This is a genomic window from Streptomyces sp. NPDC051776, assembly GCF_040681345.1.
Taxonomy (GTDB): Bacteria; Actinomycetota; Actinomycetes; order Streptomycetales; family Streptomycetaceae; genus Streptomyces.
In genome coordinates, this window is the sequence record NZ_JBFAYQ010000004.1 from 86,820 (window position 1) to 98,994 (window position 12,175).

Genomic DNA, 12,175 nt, shown 5'->3' on the forward strand with positions numbered 1-12,175 from the left:
TGCGCCGGCGATAGGTTTACTTGACGCCCAGCGACGTGAAGTCGTACTGACCGCTGAACGCGAAGGTCGAGTAGACGTTGGTCAGTCGCGGCGAGCGCCAGTTGAGGATCTTCTCGAAGACGAACGGCAGGTAGTAGCCGCCCTCCATCACCTGCTTGTTGATGTCGGAGGCGATCTGCTCCCGCTTGGTGTCGTCCAGCTCCGCGACGAACGAGTCGAACTTCTTGTCGATCGACTTGTCCTTGATCATCGCGTAGTTGTTGTTGCCGTTCGGCAGGATGTAGCTGCTGTCCCACAGCGGCATGCCGTAGCCCTGGACGGTCGGGAAGTCGGGGCCCCAGCCCATGATGATGATGCCGTAGTTCTTCTTCTTCACGACCTCGGGGTTACCGATGATGCCGCTGGTCTGGGCGCCGTCGTACTGGTCGACCTCGACGTCGACGCCGATCTTCTTCAGCGACGCCTGGAGCGACTCGGCGGTGGCCACCTCGACGTCCTTGTTGTTGCGGACGGCGATGGTGGTCTTGAAGCCATTGGGCTTGCCGCAGGCCTTCAGCTCCTCCTTGGCCTTGGCGATGTCCGCCTTGCCGCCGTTCTTCGCCGTGCCGTACGGGTCGTAGGACGGGTCGGCACCCGGAACGACCGGCGGCAGCATGTTGGTGCCGATGTCGCCACCGGCCAGCGGACCGCCGCGGGCGTTCTGCAGCGACTTGTGGTCGGCACCGTAGATCACGGCCTTGCGGCAGTGGATGTTGTCGAACGGCTTGACCGTCTGCGGGAACACCGCGTAGCGGATGTAACCCATGACCGGGTTGTCCAGGCTCTCCTTGTGCTGCTTGAGCGCCTTGGTACGGCCGGCGGGCGACATACCCGTCTGGTTGAGGTCGAGGTCGTAGTCACCGGAGATCAGACGGTTGTCCATCTCGTCGGCGTTGGTGAGCAGCGTGACCGTGATCTTGTCCGGCAGCGCCTTGCGGATGTCGTCCGAGGACTGCTTCCACTCGGAGTTGCGGACCAGGGTCAGGTTCTTGTTCGGCGTGTACGACTCGAACTTGTACGGGCCGGAGGAGAACGGCTTCAGGCCGTACTTCGACTTGGTGTCCTTGTCCTGGCGGACCGGCGAGGCGAACGGCAGCGCCAGGATCTCCTCGAAGTCACTGTTGGCCTTCGGGAGCTTGAAGACGATGGTCTTCTCGTCCGGCGTCTCGATGGCCTTCAGGCCCAGCTTGTCCTTGGACTTGTCCTTGTACGGGCCCTTGTACTTGCCGTCCGGGTCCAGGATGTCCTTGAGGTAGACGGGGCCGCCGGACAGCACGTCCTGCGCCCACTGGCGCTCGATGCCGTACTTGATGTCCTGGGCGGTGATCGGCTTGCCGTCCTCCCAGGTGACGTCGTCCTTCAGCTCGTACGTGTACGTCTTGCCGCCGTCGGTGATCTTCGCCTTGGACTTGGCGAGGTCCGGCTTCAGCTCCAGGCCCTTCTCGCCCGGAGCCGTGTCGGAGGTGACCAGCTGACGGCTGTAGTAGCGCATGAAGTTCCATGCGAAGCCGTAGTAGCCGCGGGTGGTGTCCCAGGAGTCGGCGTCCTGCACGCCGATGAACTTCAGCGTGCCGCCTTTCTTGTCGGACGCGCTGGCGATCTTCTCGACGCCCGCGTTGAAGCCGGCCCCCTTGCTGTCGCTGTCGCTGCCGCCACCGCCACAGGCCGCGGTGGAGACCAGGGCCGCGACCACGACGGCCGACATGGCGGCCAGTCTGCGCCTCGAGGTGCGTTGGGTTGTCACGATCTCGGATCCTCCGTGTATGTCACGGCCCGCACGGCTGCGCAGGGCCCGGGGGTGGGGCTTAAGTGGGGGGAGTCAGCGGGTTCCCTTGGGATCGAGCGCGTCGCGCACGCCGTCGCCGAAGAGATTGAACGAAAGGACGGTGACGAAGATGGCCACGCCCGGGATCACCATGAACATCGGGTCGGAGTCGTAGTAGCGCACCGCGGCGGAGAGCATGTTTCCCCAGGACGCGGTCGGCGGCTTGACGCCCACTCCGAGGAAGCCGAGCGCGGCCTCGGTGAGGATGTTGGTCGGGATCATCAGCGTCGTGTAGACGGTGATGGGGGCGATGAGGTTGGGGAGCAGTTCCTTGAAGAGGATGTAGCGCTGCCCGGCGCCGAGGCTGCGGGCCGCCTCCACGTACTCGCGCTCACGCAGGGACAGCGTCTGGCCGCGGACGATGCGGCCGATGTACGGCCAGCCGAAGAAACCGATGACCAGGATCATCACCAGCAGGCGCACGCCCGTGCCTTCGAGCCCGAGGAGCTGGTTGGGCATCACCGAGATGAGCGAGATGATGAACAGCAGCTGGGGGAAGGCCAGCAGCATGTCCATCACGCGGCTGATCACGGCGTCGACCCAGCCGCCGAAGTAGCCCGCCAGAATGCCCAGGACGGTGCCGAACACGACCGCGACCAGGGCCGAGAGGAAGCCGACGAGCAGCGAGATGCGGGCGCCGAAGACGATGCGGCTGAAGACGTCGCGGCCGTTGACGGGCTCGATACCCAGCAGATGCTCGGAGCTGATGCCGCCCCAGGAGCCCGCCGGGGTGCCGAACAGCGGGTCGATCAGGTCCTCGTGATGCTCATTCGGATCATGGCCGAGAACACTCGTGATGAGCGGGGCAAAGACCGCGACCACGATCAGGATGAGCACCATCGCCCCACCAGCGAGGGCCAGTTTGTCCCGCTTCAACCGGTTCCAAGCGATACGACCCAGCGAACGGCCCTCGACGGCCTTCTTCGTGACGTCAGCGGCAACACCGGCCTCGTCGCCCTTGACCGGAACCGTGTCGTGCATAGGTGCCGTCATCGTGGTGGGGACCCCTCTCGACCGGCGGTGGCCGGCCAGCGCCTGCCGCTGTAGCGGCCTTGATCTTCACATCGCACAAAGGGCCGATGGCCCGGCGAACGTGAGTCTTCATCGCGTTTGCGATCAGGTGCCAGCCTTCCTTGGGAAAGGATGCGCAACTGTGATGTGGCCTGGGAGCTTCCGGATTTCGGACGAGACGGTCTGCTCAGCGGAGCAACCGGCCGCATGGAAGAGACGCGAAGCCGGCGGCCAAAACCGCCCGTACTCCCATCATTTGACAAAGGCGAACGCCCGCGAGTCCTCCGCATGGCAGGACTTCGCCCGGAGTTGTCCGGATGGCGGACGGGGGTGTCGAGGACTGAGCAGAGGTCCGGTCACAGCAGAGGAACTGAGCGGCGGTTCAGTAGACGTACGGGGCGGGGCGAGCGGTGCAGCAGGCGCAAGGGACCGGGCGGCGGTTCAGTAGGCGTGCGGAGCGGGCCCGGGATGCCACCCCTGGGGCGAGATGTTGCCGTGCGCGGGTCCCGGCGGCGGGTAGCCGTAGCCGGGCGCCGGGGAGACGGGGGCCGCGGGACCCATGGGACGCTGTCCACCCTGGACATCGCGGTCGAAGAAGGGACGGGCGAAGGCCCTCAGCCACATTGCCACCGGATCGTGGTCGTCCGACATCGCCACGGTCGACACCGGCAGCCCCTCGGGGGCCGCGCCCACCGACTGCTGCATCATCGCCCGCGCGGACTCCACGGCCGGCGGGCTCGTGTCGTACAGATCCAGGCCGATGGCCAAGTACGGCGCACCGAGCGCGGGCTGGACCCAGGCTCGGCGCAGGGAACGCACTGTGGGCGTGCGATGGGCATTCTGGGTCAAAAGCGCGTAGAACTGGGCGATTTCAATGGTCGGTTCCGACAACCGCAGCGGTCCGGCGGGCAGCTGGTCGAGGCCGACCGCGATGCGGCGCATATCCGCCCACGGGATTCCGACGCCTCCGCCCGGAGCGTGCGGGTTGAGCCACAGGCCCCAGTGGTCGGGGTAGAGGGAGGCGGCGACGTCGTGGCCGGCGACCACCTCGTGAGCGCGGTTCCAGCCGCTGGCCGCCAGTTCGTGGGAGGAGGTGACGCAGGGCGCGTAGCCCAGGCCGTCCACCTCCATGTTCCCGTACTGGGCGTCCGGCGTCCCCGGGGAACCCTGCCACAGGAGCATCCACACCTGGCCGTCGGCGAGGGCACGCAACAGCGCCTCATAGGCGTCGTACCGCCCGGGCGTCACCTGCTGCAGCATCCGCTCCACGGCCCCCACCGCAGCCGTGCCGCCTCCCGCACTCACCGACTTCTGCCCTCTCTCCTCGGCACAGCGCGGCCAGCACCGGCCTCTCGCGTGCACCCCTCGCTCATCCAACCAGCTTACGGAGGTCTACGCGGTGTGGAACGGGCGTACCCGCTCCCGCATCCAGTCGACGACCGGGTCCTGGGCGACGTCCAGCAGCACGAGTTGTACGGGCCAGGGCACCGGAGCGACGCCCAGCGCCCGGCCGAGAGCGTTCAGCACCACGTCCCGGTCCTGCGGCTCGCAGCGCAGGAGTTCGACGCCGATGAAGAGCGCCGGCGGGTCGCCCTCGACGCTCGCCAGCGCGCGGCGGGCGGTGCGGACGAGGCCGGTGGTGAGGAACTCGCCCGCGGCGGCGCCGAGGAAGTCGACCGGCTCCTCCTGCCAGTCCGGTTCGAACAGCCGCACCCGTCCGCCGCTCGGTGACCCGGCCGCGTACTCGGTTACGGGCAGGTCCAGTTCGGTGCGGCCGGTGCGGCAGAGTTCGGCAACGGCGGCCGGGGGCAGCGGGACGCCGACCGCGCCGCCGGGGTTGACCGCGATGCCGAGCTGCGGCGGAAGGCCGCGGGCGAACTCCCGGGCGGGGGCGACGGTGAAGGACATGTGCGCCCCGACGACCTGGAGGAATTGCTGCTCCGAGCTGAACACCGGGACGTAGGCGGCGCCCTCGATCTCCACGGTGGGCAGATCGAGGTTCCGGCTCTCGCGGCCCCCGCCCTCCGGCAGCGGCACCCACACGTGGCTGCGGCCCAGCATCTCGACGATGCGCGCGCCCGCACCGGGCACTCCCACGGAAGCCGCCAGCGTCTCCTCCAGTGCGTTGCACGGAAAGCCCGGGAGAGGCCCGGGTCCGCCGGCGTGTGCGGCGTCGGCCGGCACTCCGCCGGAAGGAAAGGAGGAGTAGCCGTGCTGCTCCGTCATGGTCACCGGGCCCATCCACTGTCGCGTACGAATCGCCCACGCACCCTAACGGCTGCACATGCGCTTTCTCCCGGGCTGCTCGAAACCGCGGCATAAGCGCAGGTCACCGGTGACGGCCTGGCTGCCGGCGCCACGGCAGCGGCGTCGCTCTGCGTAACGACGAGTTGCACACCGTGCTGGGCCTCCGGACGGTGGGACAAAGGCCGACTGACACCCGAAGGGAGCACACTCACCATGCATATGTCCCGGAAGAGCGGCGTCCTCGTCGCGTCCGCCGTGTGCGGCGTACTCGTGATCGGAACCGGTGCCGCCGTTGCCGTCGCCGACACCGACACCCGTGCACCGGCCCGTACCGCGCCCGACCGGAAGGCCTCCGACGCCCCTCTGCCCGGCGCCGACAACCTGCTCGGACAGGCGAAGCTGCTCGACGACATGGGCAGCATCACCCGTCCTGTCAACGACCTTGTGCAGGCGGTGCTCCAGGCCCCCGACGGCAGGCTGCCGGTCGCCGAGGCCACCAGCCGCGCGGAGGAGATCAAGCAGGCGCTCGCCTCCGTCACGCAGACCCCCGCGCAGCCCTCCGCCCAGCCCGCACCCGGCCAGGACCCCGTCGTCCTCCCGGCCTACGATCTGCCGTACCCCGCCGCGAAGGCGCGCCGCGCCGGCGACCCCGGCCAGGACCTCAAGGCCAAGGCGACGGCCGATCTGCAGAGCCGTCTCGACTCCCTGCTCCAGGCCCTTTCGGCCGGGGACCCGAACGCCATCTCCTCCGCCGTGCAGAACCTCCTCACCGGTACGGTCAACGTGGTGACGAGCGTCATGGTCGGCGGCGGTCTGCCCACGGCGAACCTCGACGGCCTGCCGAGGCTGCCCCAGGTCCCCGGCGCCCCGCAGGTCCCGACCTCCCCCGGCGCCACCGAGGTCCCGGTGTCGCCCGAGGTGCCGGGCGCCTCGCAGCCGTCGTCCACCTCGAACTCGACGTCGAACTCGACCTCCTCGAACTCGACCTCCTCGAACTCGACCTCCTCGAGCTCCTCGGACTCGTCGAACTCCTCGGACTCGTCGAACTCCTCGGACTCGTCGAACTCCGCGAACCTGCCCGCCGCTTGGCCCGCGAGCTGAGACGGTCGACGGAAGAGTCCACGCGGAAACGCGGAGGGCGCGGAAAACGCGGAGGGCGCGGAAAACGCGGAGGGCGCACCCCCGTAGCCGGACCGTGCGAACCGGAGCCCCGGCCGACCGGCCGGCGTTCCGGCTACTCGAAGCCGATGCGCCGTACGGCGCTCGCGGATCTTCGGTCCAGCAGCACAGCCGAGGCGCAACCGTCCGGAAGACGCCCGCCCTCCGCGTCCGCGACCAGCCGCCCCACGGCGCGGCGGTGGCGGGCGAAGGCGAACTGCGAGACACCGCGCCCGCGCGTGGCCTGCCCCTTCAGGGCGACCTCCGGCTCCACATCCAGCAGCACCATGTGCAGTGACCGGCCGCGGCGGCTGGCGTCGCGCGCCAGCCAGCCGCGCACCCACGCGAGCGTGCCGCAGTCGTGGACGACGACGCTGTCGCCCGAGCGGAGGGCGCGCCGCAGCCCGGCGTAGTGCGCGATCCGCACCAGCGGGCGGTACAGGGCGTACGGGAAGAAGCCGGGCACGACGCGCCGCCAACGGTCTCGCATGTCCTGGGAGTCGATCCGCCGCACGCCCCGGCCCCGCTGATCCAGCCCGGCGACGGCCCGCTTGATCAGGGTGCTCTTGCCGCTGCCCGGCAGCCCTGAGACGACGAGCACGTCACCGGCCGGGTAGCGGAGCGCTCCCGCCTGCCCGGCCGCGGACGGCAGATCGTCCGGCACATCGCGCGGACCACCGCCCCCGCGCAGATCCGTCACGTCCCCCCGGAGACCCGGGCGGACGACCGCGGGGACCGCGCGGGCACGCTCCTTCCGTCCGGGCCCCGCCGTCCCGGGCACGAGGCGGGTGCGGCCCTCAGCGGTGCCGCCGGGCGGCGCGCCCCCCGGGGCCGCCGTCCCGGCCGACGTCGCGTACGCGCTGTCCCTGTGCACCGTGATCGTCCTCCCCGTTCGGTCCGGTCACTGCGCTCTTCCGGAGCAGAGTGTCAAGAAACGGCAATGCGGTACAAGCTCGATACCTCGCCACCGACCCGCCCGAACATCGGACAGTCGTGCAATGATGTCCGCGCCAACTCCATACCGGCCGTTCGATCCCGCGCGGGAGAGTCCCCGGACCGGCAGTCGTGCCGGGCGCCGGGGCGCCGAAGGAGCAAGTCCTCCCTTGAATCTCTCAGGCCCCGTACCGCGCGGATTAGGCACATCTGAAAAGCGGGCCGCCCGGCGGCCCCACCCAAGGTGCAAGCCGTAGCCCTGATGCGTGATGAGGGTCGTGGCGAACCTCTCAGGTTCCGATGACAGATGGGGAGGCTGTGTTCCCTACGACATCAGCCTCGCCACCCCTGCCCGGGAGCCTGAAACATGACCGATTCCCCACGCCGTACCGCCCTCGACGCGCTGCACCGCGCGCTCGGCGCCACGATGACCGACTTCGCCGGCTGGGACATGCCGCTGCGCTACGGCAGTGAGCGCGACGAGCATGTCGCGGTCCGCACTCGCGCGGGCCTCTTCGACCTCTCCCACATGGGCGAGATCACCCTGACCGGTCCGCAGGCCGCCGATGCGCTGGACCATGCGCTGGTCGGGAACCTCGGCAAGCTGACCGTCGGCCGGGCCCGCTACACCATGATCTGCAACGCCGAGGGCGGCATCCTGGACGACCTGATCGTCTACCGCCTTCAGGACGAGCGGTTCATGGTCGTCGCCAATGCCTCGAATGCGCGAGGAGTCCTGGACGCGCTGACCGAGCGCGCTTCGGGCTTCGACACCGAGGTGCGCGACGACCGCGAGGCGTACGCCCTCATCGCCGTCCAGGGGCCCGAGTCCCCCGGCATCCTGAAGTCCCTGACCGATGCCGACCTCGACGGGCTCAAGTACTACGCCGGCCTGCCCGGAACCGTCGCCGGCGTGCAGGCACTCATCGCCCGCACCGGCTACACCGGCGAGGACGGCTTCGAGCTCTTCGTCGCGCCGGAGGACGCCGAGACCGTCTGGCAGGCCCTGACCGACGCGGGCAAGCCCGCCGGCCTTGTGCCGTGCGGCCTCTCCTGTCGGGACACCCTGCGCCTGGAGGCCGGCATGCCTCTGTACGGGCACGAGCTGACCACCGCCACCACGCCGTTCGACGCGGGTCTGGGCCGGGTCGTGAAGTTCGAGAAGGAGGGCGACTTCGTCGGGCGTGCGGCGCTGGAGGAGGCGGCGAAGCGCGCGGAGGCCAGCCCGCCTCGCAGGCTCGTGGGCCTGATCGCCGAGGGCCGCCGGGTGCCGCGCGCGGGCTACGCCGTGGTGGCGGCCGGCGAGGGCACGGTGATCGGCGAGGTCACCTCGGGGGCGCCCTCCCCCACCCTCGGCAAGCCGGTCGCGATCGCGTACGTGGACGCTTCCCACGCCGAACCGGGCACCGCAGGCGTCGCGGTGGACATCCGCGGCAGCCACGAGGCGTACGAGGTCGTCGCCCTCCCCTTCTACAAGCGGCAGCGCTGACCCCCTCACCGCGCCGTACGGGTGCCGACTGCGTCACGCCCGTCCCACCTGTCAAGACCGCGAACCGAGCACGCCCCCCGATCCAGGAGAATTCAGATCATGAGCAACCCCGAGCAGCTTCGTTACAGCAAGGAGCACGAGTGGCTCACTCCGGCCGACGAGGACGGTGTCTCCACCGTGGGCATCACCTCGCACGCCGCCGACGCCCTCGGTGACGTCGTCTTCGTCCAGCTCCCGGAGGTCGGCGACACCGTCACCGCGGGCGATCCCTGCGGCGAACTGGAGTCGACCAAGTCCGTGAGCGACCTCTACGCACCGGTCTCCGGGGAGATCACGGCGGTCAACCAGGACGTCGTGGACGACCCGGCGCTGGTGAACTCCGCCCCCTTCGAGGGTGGCTGGCTGTTCAAGGTGAAGGTGAGCGACGAGCCCGCCAACCTGCTCTCCGCCGACGAATACACCGCCTTCACCGGCAACTGAACCCACGCCCGCACCACCCTGATGGGGATCACGATGTCGCTTCTCAACCAGTCCCTGCACGAACTCGACCCGGACGTCGCCGCCGCCGTCGACGCGGAGCTCCACCGTCAGCAGTCCACCCTCGAGATGATCGCCTCCGAGAACTTCGCTCCGGTCGCCGTCCTCGAGGCCCAGGGCTCGGTCCTCACCAACAAGTACGCCGAGGGCTACCCCGGCCGCCGCTATTACGGAGGCTGCGAGCACGTCGACGTCATCGAGCGGCTCGCCATCGAGCGGATCAAGGCGCTGTTCGGCGCCGAGCACGCCAACGTCCAGCCGCACTCGGGCGCGCAGGCGAACGCGGCCGCGATGTTCGCGCTGCTCTCCCCCGGTGACACGATCCTGGGTCTGAACCTCGCCCACGGCGGGCACCTGACCCACGGCATGAAGATCAACTTCTCCGGCAAGCTCTACGCCGTGGCCGCCTACCACGTCGACGAGCAGACCGGACAGGTCGACATGGACCAGGTGGAGCGCCTTGCCAAGGAGCACCGGCCGAAGCTGATCATCGCGGGCTGGTCCGCGTACCCCCGGCAGCTCGACTTCGCCGCCTTCCGGCGGATCGCGGACGAGGTCGGCGCGTACCTCATGGTGGACATGGCGCACTTCGCGGGCCTGGTCGCCGCGGGCCTGCACCCCAACCCCGTACCGCACGCCCACATCGTGACCACGACCACCCACAAGACCCTGGGCGGACCGCGCGGCGGTGTGATCCTGTCCACAGCCGAACTGGCCAAGAAGATCAATTCGGCGGTCTTCCCCGGTCAGCAGGGCGGCCCGCTGGAGCATGTGATCGCGGCGAAGGCGGTGTCCTTCAAGGTCGCGGCGAGCGAGGAGTTCAAGGAGCGCCAGCAGCGCACACTGGAGGGCGCGAGGATCCTCGCCGAGCGGCTCTCGCAGGCGGACGTCGCGGAGGCGGGCGTCTCGGTCCTGTCCGGCGGTACGGATGTGCACCTGGTCCTGGTGGATCTGCGTAACTCCGAGCTGGACGGGCAGCAGGCGGAAGACAGGCTCCATGAGGTCGGCATCACCGTCAACCGCAATGCCATCCCGAACGACCCGCGGCCGCCGATGGTCACCTCGGGCCTGCGGATCGGCACCCCGGCGCTCGCCACGCGCGGCTTCCGGACCGAGGACTTCACCGAGGTCGCGGACATCATCGCCGGGGCGCTGAAGCCGTCGTACGACGCGGAGTCGCTCAAGGCGAGGGTGACCGCACTGGCGGAGAAGCACCCGCTGTACCCGGAACTCGCGAAGTAGCCGGCGCAGGCGGCGAATCAGCGACAACAGCACAGACAGCACGACCGGTCCGTCCGCCGTGGCGGGCGGACCGGCAGACAGCGGGGGCGCCGGTCCCGGCGCCCCCCGCCACCACCAGCACGCCCCACGAGCATGCAAGGGAGCCCGCCCGTGGCCATCTCCGTCTTCGACCTGTTCTCCATCGGAATAGGGCCTTCCAGTTCTCACACGGTGGGTCCGATGCGCGCGGCCCGGATGTTCGTGGGCCGCCTGAAGAAGGACGGCCTGCTGACGCAGACGGCCGCCGTGCGGGCCGAGCTCTTCGGCTCCCTCGGCGCGACCGGCCACGGGCACGGCACGCCGAAAGCGGTCCTGCTGGGCCTGGAGGGCCACTCCCCGCGCACGGTCGACGTGGAGAGCGCCGACGACGAGGTGGAACGTATCCGCACCACCAAGCGGCTCCGTCTGCTCGGCGACGAGATCGGCTCCGCCCACGAGATCGACTTCGACGAGCAGACCCAGCTCGTTCTGCACCGCCGCCGTTCCCTGCCGTACCACGCCAACGGCATGACACTTTTCGCGTACAACTCCGAGGGCCGGCCGCTGCTGGAGAAGACGTACTACTCGGTGGGCGGCGGCTTCGTCATCGACGAGGACGCGGTGGGCGAGGACCGGATCAAGCTCGACGACACCGTGCTCAAGTACCCCTTCCGTACGGGCGACGAGCTGCTGCGCCTCTCCCGGGAGACCGGCCTGTCCATCTCCGCGCTGATGCTGGAGAACGAGAAGGCGTGGCGTACGGAGGAGGAGATCCGCGAGGGCCTGCTCGAGATCTGGTCCGTGATGCGGTCCTGCGTGGCGCGCGGCCTCTCCCGGGAAGGCATCCTCCCCGGCGGCCTGAAGGTCCGCCGCCGCGCCGCCAACTCGGCCCGCCAGCTCCGCGCCGAGGGCGACCCTGCTTCGCGGGCGATGGAGTGGGTGACCCTCTACGCCATGGCGGTCAACGAGGAGAACGCGGCGGGCGGCCGCGTGGTGACCGCCCCGACGAACGGCGCGGCCGGCATCATCCCTGCGGTGCTGCACTACTACGTCAACTTCGTGCCGGGCGGCGGAACGGCGAAGGACGAGGAGGAGGGCGTGATCCGCTTCCTCCTCGCCGCGGGTGCGATCGGCATGCTCTTCAAGGAGAACGCCTCGATCTCCGGCGCCGAGGTCGGCTGCCAGGGCGAGGTCGGCTCGGCCTGCTCAATGGCGGCCGGCGGTCTTGCGGAAGTCCTCGGCGGCTCGACCGAACAGGTCGAGAACGCCGCCGAGATCGGCATGGAGCACAACCTCGGCCTGACCTGCGACCCGGTGGGCGGCCTGGTCCAGATCCCGTGCATCGAACGCAACGGCATGGCCGCGGTCAAGGCGGTCACGGCGGCCCGCATGGCCCTCCGCGGCGACGGCCGCCACCACGTGTCGCTCGACAAGGTCATCAAGACGATGAAGCAGACGGGTGCGGACATGAAGGTCAAGTACAAGGAGACGGCGCGGGGCGGGCTCGCGGTCAACGTCATCGAGTGCTGAGAAGCGGGCTCTGATCAGGGGTTTCTCATTCTTCCAATGAGGCCCCTGCTGGGCCTCGTTTCCCATCACTCAGGCGTCTGATCCACCGCCTCACTCGCCGCCGCCCAGCGCCCCAACGCCTCGGCGCTCGGTCCGGCAACATGGGG

10 protein-coding genes and 1 riboswitch are annotated in these 12,175 nt (G+C 69.5%); of the genes, 5 read left to right on the top strand and 5 right to left on the bottom strand.

Annotated elements, in window-relative coordinates; translation table 11 throughout:
• Positions 1 to 16 precede the first annotated feature (16 nt).
• From AB0M26_RS05210 to AB0M26_RS05225, 4 genes are all read right to left on the bottom strand, one after another.
• Complete coding sequence (locus AB0M26_RS05210; protein ID WP_365255235.1) at positions 17 to 1,744, bottom strand: ABC transporter substrate-binding protein; 1,728 nt, start codon at positions 1,742 to 1,744, stop codon at positions 17 to 19.
• 114 nt (positions 1,745 to 1,858) lie between these two features.
• Positions 1,859 to 2,857, bottom strand: coding sequence for an ABC transporter permease (locus tag AB0M26_RS05215; protein ID WP_365254748.1), 999 nt, complete (start codon positions 2,855 to 2,857; stop codon positions 1,859 to 1,861).
• A 459-nt stretch (positions 2,858 to 3,316) separates the two neighbouring features.
• Positions 3,317 to 4,135 (bottom strand): enhanced serine sensitivity protein SseB C-terminal domain-containing protein, encoded by an 819-nt coding sequence (locus AB0M26_RS05220; protein WP_365255238.1) that lies wholly within the window; start codon positions 4,133 to 4,135, stop codon positions 3,317 to 3,319.
• Positions 4,136 to 4,267: 132 nt separating this feature from the next.
• Positions 4,268 to 5,107: an enhanced serine sensitivity protein SseB gene (locus AB0M26_RS05225; RefSeq protein WP_365254751.1), complete on the bottom strand. Its 840-nt coding sequence runs from the start codon at positions 5,105 to 5,107 to the stop codon at positions 4,268 to 4,270.
• Between the two features lie 228 nt (positions 5,108 to 5,335).
• Here AB0M26_RS05225 and AB0M26_RS05230 point away from each other — a divergent pair, with 228 nt between their 5' ends.
• The gene (locus AB0M26_RS05230) at positions 5,336 to 6,223 is read left to right on the top strand and encodes a hypothetical protein (RefSeq protein WP_365254754.1); all 888 of its coding nucleotides are present in this window, start codon (positions 5,336 to 5,338) and stop codon (positions 6,221 to 6,223) included.
• Between the two features lie 133 nt (positions 6,224 to 6,356).
• On the opposite strand, the gene AB0M26_RS05235 is transcribed toward AB0M26_RS05230, so the two are convergent.
• Positions 6,357 to 7,160: an AAA family ATPase gene (locus AB0M26_RS05235; RefSeq protein WP_365255241.1), complete on the bottom strand. Its 804-nt coding sequence runs from the start codon at positions 7,158 to 7,160 to the stop codon at positions 6,357 to 6,359.
• Between the two features lie 150 nt (positions 7,161 to 7,310).
• Positions 7,311 to 7,417: riboswitch (glycine riboswitch) on the top strand.
• Positions 7,418 to 7,580: 163 nt separating this feature from the next.
• Here AB0M26_RS05235 and gcvT point away from each other — a divergent pair.
• The 4 genes from gcvT to AB0M26_RS05255 all read left to right on the top strand — a co-directional run bounded on the left by gcvT (position 7,581) and on the right by AB0M26_RS05255 (position 12,029).
• Positions 7,581 to 8,702 (top strand): glycine cleavage system aminomethyltransferase GcvT, encoded by a 1,122-nt coding sequence (gene gcvT / locus AB0M26_RS05240; protein WP_365254757.1) that lies wholly within the window; start codon positions 7,581 to 7,583, stop codon positions 8,700 to 8,702.
• A gap of 99 nt (positions 8,703 to 8,801) precedes the next feature.
• On the top strand, positions 8,802 to 9,182 hold the full coding sequence (gene gcvH / locus AB0M26_RS05245; RefSeq protein WP_365254760.1) for a glycine cleavage system protein GcvH: 381 nt from the start codon (positions 8,802 to 8,804) through the stop codon (positions 9,180 to 9,182).
• Between the two features lie 33 nt (positions 9,183 to 9,215).
• Entirely contained in the window at positions 9,216 to 10,481 is a 1,266-nt protein-coding gene (gene glyA / locus AB0M26_RS05250; protein WP_365254762.1) for a serine hydroxymethyltransferase, read from the top strand.
• A gap of 150 nt (positions 10,482 to 10,631) precedes the next feature.
• Positions 10,632 to 12,029 (top strand): L-serine ammonia-lyase, encoded by a 1,398-nt coding sequence (locus AB0M26_RS05255; RefSeq protein ID WP_365254764.1) that lies wholly within the window; start codon positions 10,632 to 10,634, stop codon positions 12,027 to 12,029.
• Positions 12,030 to 12,175: the final 146 nt, after the last annotated feature.

Excerpts from the sequence above, each read along its gene's own strand:
- glyA (WP_365254762.1), top strand. The coding sequence starts at position 9,216 with ATGTCGCTTCTCAACCAGTCCCTGCACGAACTCGACCCGGACGTCGCC.
- gcvT (WP_365254757.1), top strand. The coding sequence starts at position 7,581 with ATGACCGATTCCCCACGCCGTACCGCCCTCGACGCGCTGCACCGCGCG.
- AB0M26_RS05215 (WP_365254748.1), bottom strand. The coding sequence starts at position 2,857 with ATGACGGCACCTATGCACGACACGGTTCCGGTCAAGGGCGACGAGGCC.
- AB0M26_RS05230 (WP_365254754.1), top strand. The coding sequence starts at position 5,336 with ATGCATATGTCCCGGAAGAGCGGCGTCCTCGTCGCGTCCGCCGTGTGC.
- AB0M26_RS05220 (WP_365255238.1), bottom strand. The coding sequence starts at position 4,135 with ATGCTGCAGCAGGTGACGCCCGGGCGGTACGACGCCTATGAGGCGCTG.
- gcvH (WP_365254760.1), top strand. The coding sequence starts at position 8,802 with ATGAGCAACCCCGAGCAGCTTCGTTACAGCAAGGAGCACGAGTGGCTC.
- AB0M26_RS05210 (WP_365255235.1), bottom strand. The coding sequence starts at position 1,744 with ATGTCGGCCGTCGTGGTCGCGGCCCTGGTCTCCACCGCGGCCTGTGGC.